Annotated in this window: 15 protein-coding genes and 1 pseudogene; 6 read left to right on the top strand and 10 right to left on the bottom strand. The window is 58.9% G+C overall.

Going from position 1 to position 14,785, the window contains the following annotated elements:
* Positions 1-36 precede the first annotated feature (36 nt).
* The 8 genes and pseudogenes from NTD84_RS01095 to NTD84_RS01060 all read right to left on the bottom strand — a co-directional run bounded on the left by NTD84_RS01095 (position 37) and on the right by NTD84_RS01060 (position 8,524).
* Positions 37-3,342 (bottom strand): transporter substrate-binding domain-containing protein, encoded by a 3,306-nt coding sequence (locus NTD84_RS01095; RefSeq protein WP_262162881.1) that lies wholly within the window; start codon positions 3,340-3,342, stop codon positions 37-39.
* Between the two features lie 8 nt (positions 3,343-3,350).
* Positions 3,351-3,977 (bottom strand): response regulator transcription factor, encoded by a 627-nt coding sequence (locus NTD84_RS01090; RefSeq protein WP_253430281.1) that lies wholly within the window; start codon positions 3,975-3,977, stop codon positions 3,351-3,353.
* 243 nt (positions 3,978-4,220) lie between these two features.
* Positions 4,221-4,624 (bottom strand): annotated as a pseudogene (locus NTD84_RS01085) (response regulator).
* Between the two features lie 171 nt (positions 4,625-4,795).
* Positions 4,796-6,124, bottom strand: coding sequence for a deoxyguanosinetriphosphate triphosphohydrolase (locus NTD84_RS01080; RefSeq protein ID WP_262162879.1), 1,329 nt, complete (start codon positions 6,122-6,124; stop codon positions 4,796-4,798).
* Positions 6,125-6,192: 68 nt separating this feature from the next.
* Positions 6,193-7,356, bottom strand: coding sequence for an EAL domain-containing protein (locus NTD84_RS01075; RefSeq protein WP_262162878.1), 1,164 nt, complete (start codon positions 7,354-7,356; stop codon positions 6,193-6,195).
* A 123-nt stretch (positions 7,357-7,479) separates the two neighbouring features.
* Positions 7,480-7,821: a hypothetical protein gene (locus NTD84_RS01070; RefSeq protein ID WP_262162877.1), complete on the bottom strand. Its 342-nt coding sequence runs from the start codon at positions 7,819-7,821 to the stop codon at positions 7,480-7,482.
* The gene (locus NTD84_RS01065) at positions 7,818-8,207 is read right to left on the bottom strand and encodes a phage holin family protein (RefSeq protein ID WP_214377568.1); all 390 of its coding nucleotides are present in this window, start codon (positions 8,205-8,207) and stop codon (positions 7,818-7,820) included. Before NTD84_RS01065 ends, NTD84_RS01070 begins: the two co-directional genes overlap by 4 nt.
* A 2-nt stretch (positions 8,208-8,209) precedes the next feature.
* Positions 8,210-8,524: a YqjD family protein gene (locus tag NTD84_RS01060; RefSeq protein ID WP_262162874.1), complete on the bottom strand. Its 315-nt coding sequence runs from the start codon at positions 8,522-8,524 to the stop codon at positions 8,210-8,212.
* A 306-nt stretch (positions 8,525-8,830) separates the two neighbouring features.
* Here NTD84_RS01060 and NTD84_RS01055 point away from each other — a divergent pair, with 306 nt between their 5' ends.
* The 4 genes from NTD84_RS01055 (at position 8,831) to NTD84_RS01040 (ending at position 11,884) form a co-directional block, all read left to right on the top strand.
* Positions 8,831-10,039 (top strand): ammonium transporter, encoded by a 1,209-nt coding sequence (locus NTD84_RS01055; RefSeq protein ID WP_262162872.1) that lies wholly within the window; start codon positions 8,831-8,833, stop codon positions 10,037-10,039.
* A gap of 164 nt (positions 10,040-10,203) precedes the next feature.
* Complete coding sequence (locus NTD84_RS01050; protein ID WP_262162870.1) at positions 10,204-10,440, top strand: glutaredoxin family protein; 237 nt, start codon at positions 10,204-10,206, stop codon at positions 10,438-10,440.
* Between the two features lie 161 nt (positions 10,441-10,601).
* The gene (locus tag NTD84_RS01045; protein ID WP_262162869.1) at positions 10,602-10,922 is read left to right on the top strand and encodes a transcriptional regulator; all 321 of its coding nucleotides are present in this window, start codon (positions 10,602-10,604) and stop codon (positions 10,920-10,922) included.
* A 71-nt stretch (positions 10,923-10,993) separates the two neighbouring features.
* Positions 10,994-11,884 carry a pseudouridine synthase gene (locus NTD84_RS01040; protein ID WP_262162868.1) on the top strand — a complete coding sequence of 297 codons (891 nt, stop codon included), beginning with the start codon at positions 10,994-10,996 and terminating at the stop codon, positions 11,882-11,884.
* Positions 11,885-12,021: 137 nt separating this feature from the next.
* Here NTD84_RS01040 and NTD84_RS01035 read toward each other — a convergent pair whose 3' ends face one another.
* On the bottom strand, positions 12,022-12,243 hold the full coding sequence (locus NTD84_RS01035; RefSeq protein WP_262162867.1) for a YgdI/YgdR family lipoprotein: 222 nt from the start codon (positions 12,241-12,243) through the stop codon (positions 12,022-12,024).
* A 78-nt stretch (positions 12,244-12,321) separates the two neighbouring features.
* Positions 12,322-12,924 carry a molybdenum cofactor guanylyltransferase MobA gene (gene mobA, locus NTD84_RS01030; protein WP_262162863.1) on the bottom strand — a complete coding sequence of 201 codons (603 nt, stop codon included), beginning with the start codon at positions 12,922-12,924 and terminating at the stop codon, positions 12,322-12,324.
* An 81-nt stretch (positions 12,925-13,005) separates the two neighbouring features.
* On the opposite strand from mobA, the gene moaB reads away from it, so the two are divergent.
* Together moaB and glp are read left to right on the top strand one after the other, a co-directional pair.
* A complete protein-coding gene (gene moaB / locus NTD84_RS01025) occupies positions 13,006-13,545 on the top strand; it encodes a molybdenum cofactor biosynthesis protein B (RefSeq protein WP_262162861.1) in 540 nt (179 codons plus the stop codon).
* Positions 13,546-13,567: 22 nt separating this feature from the next.
* Positions 13,568-14,755: a gephyrin-like molybdotransferase Glp gene (gene glp, locus NTD84_RS01020; protein WP_262162857.1), complete on the top strand. Its 1,188-nt coding sequence runs from the start codon at positions 13,568-13,570 to the stop codon at positions 14,753-14,755.
* The last annotated feature ends 30 nt before the right edge of the window (positions 14,756-14,785 follow it).

Raw genomic sequence — 14,785 nt, 5'->3', positions numbered from 1 at the left:
ATGATGTTTAACACACTGCTGAGCGATCTAGCATAGTTAAGGCTCCGCCATTCTGCTGTTGGCGTTTTGCGCAATTTGTTGCTGCAACGCTTGCTCCAGATCGAGCATCGCCTGCTCCAGGGCTTTACTGCATTTCGCCACTTCGTCCCTGCGCACCACTTCGCGACAGGCCTGTTCGAGCGCCTCGCAGCTTTCGATCAAGCGGCTGGCCTGGACAATCCTTGCCGCGCCTTTGATTTTATGGGCGATATCGAGAAATGACCGCGGGTCGTCTGACCGGGATAACCCTTGCAGCGTTTGCCGGTCCAGGCGATTGCTGGTGAGCAGTTCGGTCAGCAATCGCAGGTCCATGGCTGGATTGCCCCCCGTCAACAAGTGCAACCCTGCCAGGCTGAAGGCGGGATCGCGCTCGGTCGGCTTGATGCCGGCCACCCATTGACTCAAGGCGGTCAGGGGCAGTGGCTTGAACAGGCAATCGTCCATCCCCGCCTGTCTGCAGCGTTGTAATTCTTCCGGCTGGGCGTTGGCGGTAAAACCCAGGACGGTACAGCGCGGATTCCGGGATTGCCGTTCATCCTCGCGGATGGCGCGGGCGAGTTCGTAGCCATTCATCACCGGCATGTTGCAGTCGACAATCACCAGATCGAACCGCCCGTTTTTCCACGCCTGCAGTCCGGCCTCGCCGTCTTCGGCGACACTGAAGCGGTGGCCGAGGAATTCCAACTGCTGACACATCAGCAAGCGATTGGCCGGATGATCATCGACCACCAGAATGTTCAAGGGGGCAGTGGTCGTCTGGATGACCGTTTCGGTAGTTGGCGGCACCTGCTCCACGGGCAGGGTGGGCAGCAGCAGGGAAACCAGAACCTGGGTGCCGACGCCCGGCTGACTGCCCAGTCGCAGGCTGCCACCCATCATTTCGCACAGGCTTCGGCTGATCACCAGGCCCAGTCCGGCGCCACCTCTGCCCGATTGTCCCGTCGCATCGGCCTGGGCAAAAGGCTCGAACAGCCGGCGTTGATCCTGTTCGCTGATGCCGATGCCGCTGTCCTCAACCTGCAAAAGCATTCGCACATGCTCGGGTTCCGCCGTCGCCAACAACTCGACGGTGATACTGACCTGGCCCTGTTCGGTGAATTTGATGGCGTTGCTGACCAGGTTCGACAGCACCTGTTTGAAGCGCATCGGGTCCAGCAAGACGTCGATCGCTGGGTTGGCCGGGTTCAGCTCCAGCAGCAGTTCGAGGTTTTTTTGCCGCGCCAGCCCCTCGAAGATCCGCACGACTGACGCAACGATTTCACTCGGGTTCACCCGCTCCGGGCTGAGGCTCAGGCGCCCGGACTCAATTCGCGCAATGTCGAGGATGTCACCGATCAGTTCCAGCAGATCCTTGGCGGAGTTGTACGCGACGTCGATGGCCGGACGGTCCGGATGGTCGCTTTCGATGCGCTTCAGGGTCAGTTCGAGCATGCCGATGACCGCATTCATCGGTGTGCGGATCTCATGGCTCATGGTTGCCAGGAATGTGCTTTTGGCGCGGTTGGCTTCATCGGCGCGCTCCTTCGCACAGCGCAGCTCTTCGAACAGTTGTCGCCGCTCGGTCAATTGATCGTTCAGTGCGCGCTCGGCCGCCTGGCGCTGTTTGATCTGGCGACGCATGTAGGCATTCCAGGCCGCGGACAGGAGCAGCAACACGCCGGCCCCGATCACAATCTGGTAGAACAGGCGCTGGTAGTTGCGCCAGGTGCTTTGCGAGGACGCTGAATAGCCGCGCCAGCGGCTGTTGATGATGCCCAGTTCTTCCGGAGCGATGCTCAACAGGGCTTTGTTGAGGATGGCATTCAGCTCTTTGGCGTCGTGCCCGGTCGCCAGGGAAAATGCAGCCTGGCGGGTGCCGATGGTGGTGCGAATCTGCAGGGTGCGTTCGAAGAATCGCGATGAAATGAAGTAGTTGGCGATCACCAGTGAACTCACTGCGCCGTCAGCCTTGCCTTCGGCGAGCAACTCCACGGCGCTGAACGCATCCGGTGTTTCGATCAGCTTGATCCGCGGGAACTCGCGGCGCAGGTAATCCACCAGCGGGCTGCCTTGGGCAATTGTCAGGCGCTTGCCCTCCAACTGCTCAAGGTTGGCGGGGCTGTCGGCGGCTTTGCGCGTCACCAGCACGAAGGAGTTTTGCAGGTAGGGACGGGTGAAGTTCAGCAGTGTTTCCCGTTCGTCGCTGGGGACCAGGGCGGCGATCACGTCGGCTTTGTTGTCCTTGATCTGCTCGATCATGTCGTCATTGCTGCGGCTGCGACGGATGTCGAAGCGCAGGCCGGTGCGCAACCTGATGAGTTCGAGGAGGTCTGCTGTCACCCCGCGAAAATTGCCATCGCTGTCAAAAAAAGTCATTGGCGCAAAGGCCTCGTTGACCACCACGCGCACCACCGGGTGTTGTGCCAGCCAGTGTTCCTCAGGGTCGGTGAGTTGTAGCTTCTGGTCGGTGAGCAGAATGTCGCTGCCTGCACTCCAGTGCTCGGCGATGTTTTGCCGTTCGGTGGCGGGAATGGCCATGAGCATAGCGTTGATGATCCCGAGCAATTCCGGGTTCTGCTTGTGCACGGCGAAGCTGAATCCGTGGGCTTCGTGTTTGCCGAAGTTGGCCATGCGGATGTTGTTCAGGTAACCCTTGTTGATCATGTAGTGGGTGGAGATGGTGTCGCCGAGGAAGACGTCGGCCTGGTCGAATGCCACGGCATTGATCGCGTTCTGGTAGGACGGATAGGAAGTAATGATTGCCTTGGGGTACAGGGCCCTGACTTCCTCCAGTGGCAGGTAGTGATACACCATGCTGAGGCGCAAGCCGGCAAGCCCATCGGTCAGGGACCGGGTTTCTCCTTCCCGCGTTACCAGTACCGGTTGATCCACGGCGTAAGGTGCAGACAGCATGATGTCGGCGTTGTGAGCCTCGAACCCGTTGGCAGTGCCGAGCAGATCAACCTCGCCTTTTTCCAGTGCCTTGATCGCCGCCCCGCGGGAGGCGAAGCGCTGGACCTTGACCGGCAAACCGAGGGTCTGGCCGAGGATGCCAGCGTAGTCGGCGGTGAAACCTTCGTAGTCCTTGCCGCTGACTGTCAGGTCGAAAGGGGGATAGTCCGGGGCCGACGTGCCGAGGATCAGTTCGCGTTTACTTGCGAGCCATTGCCGCTGAGAGGCGTCCAGTTGAACGTCCAGGTGCCTGATCGTCGAGCGACTGAGCAAAGTGAAGGGGTCGCTGGCAATGTGCGCAGCAGGCACCGATGTGCTCAGGCATAAGCCTGCAGCGATGAATATCAGATAGTCCCTTATGCGACGCGGCATCCTTTGGCTCACACCAGTGCGTTACGTTTTGCCATTTCGATAAGTTCAACCAGAGACTTGGCCTTGAGCTTCTGCATGAGCCGTTTTTTGTAGGTGCTGACTGTCTTGTTGCTCAGGAACATGCCTTTGGCAATTTCCTTGTTGGTACGGCCTTGAGCGAACAGTTGCAACACCATCAGCTCTCTATCGTTGACGGACTTGAACAGCTCCAGCTCGGCGTAACGCACGTCATCACCACGAACAGGATTCAAGGCCTGGCTGGGGAAGTAGTTGTAACCCGACAATACGGCTTTGATGGCGCTGACCAGTTCACTCAGGTCTTCCTGTTTGCAGACATAGCCTGAGGCCCCGGACTGCATGCAGCGAATACCGAACAGGGTCGGACATTGTGCCGTTAGTACCAGTGTTTTTAGCGGCGTACTCATTGCGTTGAAGCGCGCGAGAACTTCGAGACCGTCCAGTTTTGGAATGCTGATATCGAGAATGACCAGGTCAGGCATGCATTCACGAACCATTTGCATGGCATCAACCCCATTATCGGATTCGCCGACAACTTTGTAGCCTTCGTGCTCCAGCAGCATTCGGACGGCCAGGCGGATGACAGGGTGATCGTCGACAATAAAAACGGAGTTCATAATCAAATCCCATGCGAGCTTAAATAAAGCGCGCACCTTAGCTCAGATAGTTGATGGGCCGCATGAACTGACGGACTCCAAGCAGCAATATAGGAATAGTCCTACAAGGGAAAAAGAATGGGACTACGAATCAACTAGGTTTGCATGAGGATGGCAAAACTTGTTGGGGCGATAATCGGTGTTTGAGCGTCTTAATTAAGAAATGTCTAGTTGTATTTAAGTGAGTTATATAAAGGGGTGTTTTTATATTTGAATGGAGTTCAATAGTTTTCTGAATTCCGATTGTTTCAGTGGCTTTATTAAATAGCCGAGTAGAGGCAATCCATGTGCGTTCGCGGTCTTCTCAAGCCCGTCAAGTTCTGTACAGGTCAGGCTACTTAACAGGATTGCCTTTCGAATCATCCCGCGATGACTGGCGAACTTGACCAGATCGAGTCCGGGAGGTCAGGCAAACATTGATCGCACAACAGAATGTCGAACGGTTGTACCGCCGTCAGCATTTGTTGCAAAGCATCTTGGGCGCTGCCTGAGGTGGTCAGTTGCGTGAAACCGTAACTTTCAAGCAGGTACTGAGTCGCCCTTAGTTGAAAGGGATGGTCCTCCACCAGCAGGATGCGCAAATCGTCTTCTAACTTGGGATTGCTCACGCTTCAACTCTCATACAGAGGGGCGCCTCATTATTTCGCGATAATGGACATCAATCGATCAGTTTGCTCGGCGGGAGGTGTAGGGCAATTCGCAGAACGGTGAATGCACTTGGACGTTAAGGGGCTGATCAGCCATTCCAGACGGCTTTATGACTGATCAACCGGTTTCAATCAACGGCTCGAACGGCCCGTCATCTCCAGCGCCATTTCGCTGGCATAGCTGTCGGTCATTCCCGCGATGAAGTCAATCATGCGCAGGAACGAGGTGTGTAGCGGACCGTGGGGATCTGGCGCGCTGTTGCCCAGCAGATCGAGGACGCGACGGCTCTTGAAGGAGGGCGTGCGACCGTTGTGCTGTTCCAGCGCAGCGCCGCAGAAGGCGTTCAGGAGGATTTCCAGAGTGGTGTAGGCGCCGATTTCATGCAGGGTCTTGCGCTTGTCCTGGAAGATTTTTTTACGCGCCATGTCTTTGGCATTCAGTACGCAGCGCTTGGCGGGGCCGTGCATGTGTTCCACCAGGTCTCCTGGCAGTGTGCCGGCCAGCAACGCATCCTGTTGCTCGACAAAAGCGCGGGCCGCGGCGTTGGTCAGGTGCTCGATGGCTTTGCCGCGCAGAATTGCCAGTTTGCGTCGTCGCGAATCCAGCGGGCCAAGCTGACGATAGGTTTCCGGCAGGTCGTCGCCCACCAGGTCGAGCAACAGCGACTCGACTTCGGCGTACTCCAGCAGCTCCATTTCCAGGCCATCTTCGAGATCGATCAGCGCGTAGCAGATGTCATCGGCGGCCTCCATCAGGTACACCAGCGGATGACGCGCCCAGCGTTGTTCTTCCAGTTGCGGCAGGCCGAGCTTATGGGCGATCTGCTCCAGCAGCGGCAGTTCACTCTGGTAGCAGCCGAACTTGTGTTTCTTGTAACCCAGTGAATCGGCGTGCTTGGCCGTCCACGGGTACTTCAGATAGGTGCCGAGCGTGGCGTAGGTCAGCCGGGTGCCGCCATCGAACTGGTGATATTCCAGCTGGGTAAGCACCCGGAAGCCCTGGGCATTGCCTTCGAAATTGAGAAAGTCATTGCGTTCGACTTCGCTCATCGCGTCCAGCCAGCCACGGCCGGCGGCTTGCTGGAACCAGTGGCGGATCGCGTCTTCGCCGGAGTGCCCGAAAGGCGGGTTGCCAATGTCGTGAGCCAGGCAAGCCGATTGCACCACCATGCCGAGGTCGCTGGGTTCGCACCAGTCGGGCAGGGCGCCGCGGATGGTTTCGCCGACGCGCATGCCCAGCGAGCGGCCGACGCAACTGACTTCCAGCGAGTGGGTCAGGCGCGTGTGGATGTGATCATTGCTGGAAACCGGGTGGACCTGGGTTTTTCGCCCGAGGCGGCGAAAAGCTCCGGAGAAAATGATGCGGTCGTGGTCTTTGTGGAAAGGGCTGCGGCCGAGTTCTTCCGGGCTGTGCAGCGGCTTTCCGAGGCGTTCGCGGGTGAGCAGGGTTTGCCAATCCAAGGCTGGTTCTCTCCGTCAGGTGACTGAGCGCCTAGCTTCCCGTTTCGCACCGGTGCCTGCAAGCGGAACTACAACCCCGCAGCGTCTATATCGATGAGCAGCAGCCGCTCGCCGTTGTTGAAAAACTGTCCGGCGGTGAGGCAGTACTGGTTGCTGGTGGCATCACGGTAAGTGCTGGAAAGCGTCAGTCGGCGCTCATCCCAGCCCTCGGCCAGGAGGTGATAGAAGTACGGGCGCCATGACCAGTTGTGCCCGAGGTAGCGATCGTCGGCTTCCCAGCCGTTGTTGCGCCATTCCAGGTTCGGGGTCAGTTGCGTGCCGTGGCGGTCACACTGATAAAAGCGCAACAGCCAGGGAAAGGCATCCAGCTGGGGCAAAGCACTGAGCGGCGCGTGCGCCTGGGCCCAGGTTTGCAGGATCGTCATCAGCTCGCAGAGTTGCTGGCGCATGATCATCAGCCGGCCACGTTCGGCCAGTTTCTGTTGAACATAGCGCTGACGCAGCTGGGCGAAGCGCTCGACAAATGCGTCGGTGGCAAAGAAGTCCACTTGCGCACGGGCGAACAGAAAACCCTGCACGTAGCGAGAGCCGCATTCCAGGGCGAAATTCAGTTGCGCTTCAGTCTCCACCCCTTCGGCAATGATCCAGCAGCCGGTTTTTTCCGCCATTTGCGCGAGCGCCTTGACCACGTCGCTGCTGGGACCGCCCAACGCGGCGGCCTGGAACAGCCGCATATCCAGCTTGAGAATGTCCGGTTGCAGGGCGAGTACGCGATCGAGTTGCGAATAGCCGGCGCCGAAGTCATCGATGGCGATGCGCGCTCCCGCTTGCCGATAACGCGCCACCACATCTGCCAGTCGATGGATGTCGCCGCCCAGTTCGGTGATCTCGAAAACAATGCGCCGAGGGTCGACGCCATGCCGGCTCAATTGCTTGAGGCTGGGCAGCGACTGGTCCGGGCGCAGGCGATTGATCCAGCGCGGCGACATGTTCAGGCTGAGAAACCAGTCAGCGGGCGCTTCGTGCAAACGGCTCAGGGCGTTGTCGCGGATTTGCCGATCCAGCCGACGCAGGGCGATGGCAGGTGTTCTCGGGTCGGCAAACAGCGGTCCTACGGAGATCAGTTGCCCGTCGGCCTGACGCAGTCGGCCCAATGCCTCGACGCCCGCGATACGGCCGGTGGCGGTATCGATGAACGGCTGAAAGCAGGCGAGCGGTTGCCCGTCGATCACGAAGCCTCCTTAGTAGATCTTGTTTTTGAATGAAGCCTGTTGACCGGATAGGCGCGCAAGTATGAACCTCTCGATAAAGAGGTTCATACCGCTGATGTTGCAAGAATGCAGCCAGATAGTGGCTTAGTGCTTCGGCGCAGAGCCTTGCATGACCAATTTGATCAAAGGCCCCAGGGTGGTGCCGAGGCGTAACAGTCGAGTCAGGCTGCTCGCGCCGCCACTTTTGGCACCTTTGCCGGTTAGAAAACCCAGCAGTGTCACGGCTGCCATGCCCCAGAGCGGAGCATGCTTGATGCCGAAACCGTCATGCAGGTTTTGCGTCATTCCGCGCACCCGGTGCAAGGGTTGCAGCAACTGCGTGGATTCCTGGCGAATTTCCTGGCGATGCATTTCCATGCGCAGGCGAATCAACGCCTTGCGCATTTCCGCGCGCGAACTGTTGTTGGGCAATACAGGCAGGCTCATGGCAGCAGGCGCTCCCGATCATTGGCCAGTTCTTCCAGGGTGCCATGGAAGGGCGAGGACTCATCGAAAATCGCCGCTCTCAGGCGCATCCCGCAGAAGATGCAGGCGAGAGTGTAGAAGACGCAAAGCCCGATGATGGCGGGCAGGCGATAGGTGTCCCAGAACAGGATCAGCACCAGCGTCGACAAACCCACCAGCAATAGCAAGGCAAACACCAGCGCCAGGCCTGCGAACAGCAACAGGCTGACGGTGCGGGCTTTTTGTTCCTGCAATTCGATGCCGAACAGTTCGACATGGCTGTGCAGCAAACCAAGGAATGCGGCACCCAGGCGCCGCGGTGAGGAGCTTGGGCCCGTCGCGGACGAGCCGGATTCGCCGATCGCCATAATCAGCGCCGGGTTGCCAGCAGACCAATCAGAAAGCCCACGCCAGCGGCGATACCGACCGATTGCCATGGATTGCTCTGTACATAGTCTTCGGTAGCGGTCACGGCGGCTTTGCCGCGTTCGCGCAGGGAGTCTTCGGTCAGTTTCAAGGTTTCGCGTGCACGCAGCAGACTGTCATGGATTTGTTCGCGCAACTCGTCCGCCTGATCGCCTGCCAGAGTGGCCGTGTGTTCCAGCAACCGTTCGGTGTCGCTGACGAGTGTTTGAAAATCGTTCATCAGGATTTCTTGAGCAGTCTTTGCCTTGATGCTGGCCATTGGTGGATCTCCGTAAGTGGCTTCTGTTGCGTTCGAGTATGAGCCTTGCGCGAAGGTTCACTACAAATCACTGGTACAACTTTTGCTACGTCGTGGTGCGCCATGCCACGTGGTTGTGCTGTTGCTGTGCATAAATCGAGCAAAACCTTAACTCAAATAATGAAAACCCGCGCAAAGGTTTCCGCCTTGTGCGCCAAAGCGGACCAGCAGGACCGGAGTGCCGATCCCGAGAGGTTTCAACTTGGTGCATGAATGCCCTGCGCGAACTGCTTTGGTGCTTTTTTAGCCTTCAGGTCTGCCAACTCCATGGAAAATCTGCAAAGCGCTGTGGACAGTCTGGTCCATAGCTCCAATACGTTGTTTATCCTGATCGGTGCGGTCATGGTTCTGGCCATGCACGCCGGTTTTGCCTTTCTCGAAGTCGGTACGGTTCGACAAAAGAACCAGGTCAACGCCTTGTCGAAGATCCTCAGCGACTTCGCCATTTCAACCCTGGCCTACTTCTTTATAGGCTATTGGATTTCCTACGGGGTGACCTTTCTGCAACCGGCGGCGATGATCAACGCCGATCACGGTTATAGCCTGGTGAAGTTTTTCTTTCTGCTGACGTTCGCCGCGGCAATCCCGGCGATCATTTCCGGCGGCATCGCCGAGCGTGCGCGGTTCGTGCCGCAATTGTGCGCCACGGCGTTGATCGTGGCGTTCATCTATCCGTTTTTCGAAGGCATGGTCTGGAACGGTAACTTTGGCCTGCAAGCCTGGTTGCTGGCGCGCTTTGGCGCTGCTTTCCATGATTTCGCCGGCTCGGTGGTGGTTCATGCCATGGGCGGTTGGCTGGCACTGGCCGCGGTGTTGTTGCTCGGGCCACGACAGGGTCGCTACCGAGACGGAAAGCTGGTGGCGTTCGCCCCCTCGAGCATTCCGTTTCTGGCGCTGGGCTCGTGGATTCTGATCGTCGGCTGGTTTGGCTTCAACGTGATGAGTGCGCAAACCTTGCAGGGCGTCAGCGGGCTGGTGGCGGTGAACTCGCTGATGGCCATGGTCGGCGGCACCGTCGCGGCGCTGATTGTCGGACGTAACGACCCGGGCTTCCTCCATAACGGCCCGCTGGCCGGGCTGGTGGCGATCTGCGCCGGTTCCGATCTGATGCACCCGATGGGTGCACTGGTGACAGGCGCCATCGCCGGGGCGCTGTTTGTCTGGTGCTTCACCGCGGCCCAGGGCAAATGGCGCATCGATGACGTCCTGGGCGTCTGGCCATTGCATGGTCTGTGCGGTGTCTGGGGCGGCATCGCCTGCGGCATCTTTGGCCAGACTGCATTGGGCGGTCTTGGCGGTGTAAGCCTGATCAGCCAGTTGATCGGGACTGCGCTGGGCGTCATCGTCGCGTTGGCCGGTGGTTTCGCGGTCTATGGCACGATCAAGGCCCTGCATGGCCTGCGCCTGAGCCAGGAAGAAGAGTATTACGGCGCGGATCTGTCGGTGCACAAGATCGGCGCCGTCAGCCAGGATTGAATGCCTTTCTTCATGACAGGCGCCGGGGAAAGCCCTCGCGCCTGACTCAGGAGTTGGCCGAACTCTCTTGAGTTCCCTCGCTGAAAGGGCCGCTTTGGGCAGTGGCTCGACTGCTCCTGATCGCGGGCCTAGAATGAACGCCTACTTTGCCGGGTCCTGTGCTCATGCCTCCTGAATGCCAGCTGTTCGGTACCCTCGGGTGCCATCTTTGTGAAGTTGCCGAAGAAGAACTGATGCCCTTGGTAGAGCACGGTTTAATGGTGGAGTTGGTCGACATCGCGGAAAACGAAGACTGGGTCGAAGACTACGGTTTGCGTATTCCGGTGCTGCGTCGTCTTGACACTGGCGCCGAACTGGATTGGCCGTTCGATGCCGAACAGGTGGTGGCGTTTCTGCGCTGATTTCGACGGTGTTCTGATCCCATCCGTCGCGGCCCTCGTTCCGTTCATTGGCGAAATCCGGTTATTCGGTTACTGTATGTGCATACAGTTGCTCGGATTGCCTGTCATGTCTACCCATTGCGGGTGTGGGCGGGCGATCCCGGAAGTCAGAGGGATGAATCTTGGTCAATGTCGAACAATTGAAGAACAGCGTTAACCGGATGGCGGTGGACGTGGTGCGTGAGGCCGTTGCCGAATTGCGTCTGGATGGCCTGGTCACGGAAGGGAAAACGCCGTTCAACAAGCTGCATTTCAACACCTGCTTTGCCGAGATCGAAGCGCTATTCCAGCGTGCGGGTTATCACCGGCAGCTGGATGTCGTGGGTTATCAGGGGTTGCTGTATGCCCTTTACGACCCGGGGCGCTGGGAAGCGGTCGATGTGCTGCGCTGGCTCAAGGAGTTCACCGAGGCGGCGGGGCGCACTCAGCCGATTCCGGCCTGAGGATTCTCCGCTAGGTTCGATTCGTCCTCTGCTGGATAATGCCGTCCTGTATTGAGGGTTAGAGCGTCGGTATGTCCACTTCACCTTTTTCCGCTGCGCATAGCCAGGCGAGCACACTCTACTTGCCGCCGGGGCCTTGGCAGACCGTGCTCGATTGCCTGTGTGAGCACTTCGGCGCCATCAGTCGTGAACAATGGCTGGACAGAATTGCCCGTGGTCGTGTTCTCGACGGGCAGGGTGTACCTATTGCCCTCGATCTTGCTTACAAGGAAGGTTTGCGAATTCACTATTTCCGGGAAGTACCGGACGAAAAACCGATTCCGGTGACCGAGTCGATCCTGTATGCCGACGAGCACCTGGTGGTGGCGGACAAACCGCATTTCCTGCCCGTGACACCGGCGGGCGAGTATGTCGAGCAGACATTGCTGCGACGGCTGATCCGTCGCCTGGATAATCCGCATCTCGTGCCTTTGCATCGCATTGACCGGCATACGGCGGGGCTGGTCCTGTTTTCCGCCAACCCTCAGAGCCGTTCCGCTTATCAGTCGTTGTTTCCTACGCGGCAGATCGAAAAACGCTACGAAGCGATTGCCCGGGCATTGCCAGAGCTGACCTTTCCGCTGGTTCACAGGAGTCGGCTCATCGACGGCGAACCCTTCTTTCGCATGCAGGAAGGACCAGGCGCCAGCAATACCGAGACGGCGGTCGAGGTCCGGGAGAAGAACGGTGATCTCTGGCGCTACGCGCTGTACCCGGTGACGGGCAAGAAGCATCAGCTGCGGGTGCACATGACGGCATTGGGCGCCAGTATCTGCAATGACCCGTTCTACCCGCACGTGCTCAAAGATGTCGAAGACGACTACGCCAAACCCTTGAAGCTGCTCGCTCAGGGGCTGCGGTTTGTGGACCCGGTGACCGGCGCGCAAAGAGACTTTCAAAGCCGCATCAGGCTGCAGTGGTGATGGCTGATCTTCGGCTGGAGTGGCTCCGCTCTCAGGGCGGGCACGCTTCCTACAGGGGAGTTATGAAGTCCTGTTTTCCGGACATGAAAAAGCCCGCTTAGAAGCGGGCTTTTGTGCATCCGGTGTCGCCGCAAGAATTACAACTCTTTAACGGTACGAACCTGATCCTTGTTGACGCGGGTTTCTTTGCCGTCCAGTTGTTCGAACTCGTAGAAACCAGATTCGTCGTCATATTTTGGTGTGTCGACGGCCTGGATTTCGCGACCGTCATTCAAGGTGATCACCGTCGGCGATGCGCAACCGGCAAGGGTCGCGAGGCCCAGTGCGAGCATGAAAGTGGCGAGGGTCCGTTGAGTCATGAGTGTGTCTCCGAATAAGAATTCTTTTGGTTACTGAGCGTGAGACGTATACAACGTGCGCAAGTTCCTTGGCTAGTGTCAATCTGACACGGTCTTTTGAGTGCTCAACAGTTCCGGGGTATTCAGGTTGGCCAGCCGAGGATCGTGGTCAGGGCACTGCAGCGCCGTTGCTCCGAGATTACGCATGATGCGCCCCGGGCTGCGTTCGTCGGCATGCCAGGCACTGTCGAATGCGTCGCGCAGCGCCACGGGGATGATGCAGAGCAAGGGTTCCCAATGCTCGCCATGACGCAGCATCAAGGGCTTGTCCGGATGCGCGCTGGCGGTTTCGCGCATGCTGTGGAGCAGCGCGGTATCGATGCGTGGCACATCGCAGGGCAAGACCATCAGATAGTGATGGCGAGCGACCTTCAGACCTGCACGAATACCGGCCAGCGGTCCCGGAAAGTCACCTTCGTCGTCATGCACCAGCCGGTCGGCGTAGTGCGCATATTTTTCCAGATTCCTGTTGCAGGAGATGATCAGGTCATCGCTCAGCGGTCGGGTCTTGCGATGAAGATGCGCGATCAGTGGTTCTCCGTGCCACTCGATCAACCCTTTGTCCTGGCCGCCCATGCGTTGGCCGCGACCACCGGCCAGGAGCAGAATGGAGCAGGGGGGCAATGGCGTGTTCGAGGTCATGGCAAGTCTCCATGGGGGCGGCAAAAAAAGGGGGCGCTGTGATATAACACCGGGCTGTTTCCCCTACAACTGGACGAGCCTATGAAAGCCAAGGCTGATGTACCTTTCGCGCCGCTCAATATCGCGGTGCTGACGGTCAGCGACACCCGTACCCTGGAAACTGACACCTCAGGCCAGGTCTTCGTCGACCGCTTGAAAGCGGCGGGTCATAACCTGGCCTCCCGGGTTCTGCTAAAAGATGACCTCTACAAAATTCGCGCGCAAGTCGCCAACTGGATTGCCGAGGATGTCGTACAGGTTGTACTGATTACCGGTGGCACCGGCTTCACTGGCCGCGACAGCACGCCTGAAGCGGTGAGTTGCCTGCTGGACAAGCAAGTCGACGGCTTTGGTGAGCTGTTCCGCCAGATATCGGTGGCGGATATTGGCACCTCCACTGTTCAATCCCGGGCGCTGGCCGGTCTCGCCAATGGCACGCTGGTGTGCTGCCTGCCCGGCTCGACCAACGCTGTGCGCACCGGTTGGGACGGCATTCTTGCCGAGCAACTGGACTCCCGGCACCGCCCGTGCAATTTCGTCCCTCACCTGAAACAGGCGGCACCCTGTGAATCCCGCGAGTAAGCCAGGCAGGACAGGCGGCCTGATGGCTGTCGAGGTGGCACTGGCACGCTTGCTCGAAATGGCCGAAGCCGCGCCGATAACCGACTGTGAACGCTTACCGTTGGCGCAGACCCAGGGCCGTGTACTGGCCGAGGATCTGGTTTCGACCCTGGACCTGCCACCATGGCCCAACAGCGCCATGGACGGTTACGCCTTGCGCGTGGCCGACTGGACGGGAGAACCGTTGGCGGTCAGCCAGAAGATTTTTGCAGGCAATGCTCCGGAGCCCTTGAAGCCCGGCACGTGCGCGCGAATCTTCACCGGAGCGCCTGTTCCTGCCGGTGCCGACTGTGTCGAGATGCAGGAAAACGCCGAGGTCCTGACCGATGAGCGAGTCCGCTTCATCGAAGCCCTGACGCCTGGACAGAACATCCGTCCACAAGGTCAGGAAACCACCGTCGGTGAGATGATTCTGGCGAGCGGTACCCGCCTTGGGCCGATCGAACAGGGTCTGGCTGCCTCGTTGGGATGCGCGGAACTGGACGTGATCCGCAAGGTTCGCGTTGCGGTGCTCTCCACCGGTGACGAGCTGGTAGAACCGGGTCAGGCGCTGGGGCCAGGCCAGATCTACAACAGCAATCGCGTGCTGCTGTGCAGCTGGTTGCAGCGCTTGGGTTGTGAGGTGATCGACGCCGGGATTCTTCCCGATAACCTTGAGACGACTCGCGCCCGGCTTGGCGAATTGAAAGGTGTCGACCTGATCCTGTCGACCGGTGGCGTATCGGTGGGTGAGGCTGATTTCCTGGGCATTGCCCTGCGGGAAGAGGGCGAGCTCACGTTGTGGAAACTTGCGATCAAGCCGGGTAAACCCCTGACAGTCGGGCATTTTCGTGGAGTTCCGGTGATCGGATTGCCCGGTAATCCGGCGTCGACCCTGGTGACTTTCGCCTTGTTGGCGAGGCCTTATCTCTTGCGCCGCCAGGGTGTAAAAGAGCTCCAGCCCTTGAAGGTCCAGGTGCCGGCCGGGTTTGCCTGGCCAAAAGCAGGCAATCGACGCGAGTACCTTCGAGGACGCCTGGAGAAGGGCCGGGCAATCATCTACAAGAACCAAAGCTCGGGCGTGCTGCGCAGTGCTGCGTGGGCCGATGGTCTGGTGGAAGTGCTGGAGGATCGCACGCTGGTGGAGGGGGAGAGTGTCAGCTTCATCCCGCTGAGCGAACTCCTGGGCTGATCCGTGTCCGCGCTCACACCCAACCCGGCT

This window comes from Pseudomonas sp. 14P_8.1_Bac3 (genome assembly GCF_025466085.1).
Classification (GTDB): domain Bacteria; phylum Pseudomonadota; class Gammaproteobacteria; order Pseudomonadales; family Pseudomonadaceae; genus Aquipseudomonas.
This window is presented reverse-complemented; position numbering and strand designations above follow the sequence as displayed.

Excerpts from the sequence above, each read along its gene's own strand:
- glp (WP_262162857.1), top strand. The coding sequence starts at position 13,568 with ATGGCTGTCGAGGTGGCACTGGCACGCTTGCTCGAAATGGCCGAAGCC.
- NTD84_RS01055 (WP_262162872.1), top strand. The coding sequence starts at position 8,831 with ATGGAAAATCTGCAAAGCGCTGTGGACAGTCTGGTCCATAGCTCCAAT.
- NTD84_RS01040 (WP_262162868.1), top strand. The coding sequence starts at position 10,994 with ATGTCCACTTCACCTTTTTCCGCTGCGCATAGCCAGGCGAGCACACTC.
- NTD84_RS01065 (WP_214377568.1), bottom strand. The coding sequence starts at position 8,207 with ATGGCGATCGGCGAATCCGGCTCGTCCGCGACGGGCCCAAGCTCCTCA.
- mobA (WP_262162863.1), bottom strand. The coding sequence starts at position 12,924 with ATGACCTCGAACACGCCATTGCCCCCCTGCTCCATTCTGCTCCTGGCC.
- NTD84_RS01070 (WP_262162877.1), bottom strand. The coding sequence starts at position 7,821 with ATGAGCCTGCCTGTATTGCCCAACAACAGTTCGCGCGCGGAAATGCGC.
- NTD84_RS01090 (WP_253430281.1), bottom strand. The coding sequence starts at position 3,977 with ATGAACTCCGTTTTTATTGTCGACGATCACCCTGTCATCCGCCTGGCC.
- NTD84_RS01060 (WP_262162874.1), bottom strand. The coding sequence starts at position 8,524 with ATGGCCAGCATCAAGGCAAAGACTGCTCAAGAAATCCTGATGAACGAT.
- moaB (WP_262162861.1), top strand. The coding sequence starts at position 13,006 with ATGAAAGCCAAGGCTGATGTACCTTTCGCGCCGCTCAATATCGCGGTG.
- NTD84_RS01035 (WP_262162867.1), bottom strand. The coding sequence starts at position 12,243 with ATGACTCAACGGACCCTCGCCACTTTCATGCTCGCACTGGGCCTCGCG.
- NTD84_RS01050 (WP_262162870.1), top strand. The coding sequence starts at position 10,204 with ATGCCTCCTGAATGCCAGCTGTTCGGTACCCTCGGGTGCCATCTTTGT.
- NTD84_RS01095 (WP_262162881.1), bottom strand. The coding sequence starts at position 3,342 with ATGCCGCGTCGCATAAGGGACTATCTGATATTCATCGCTGCAGGCTTA.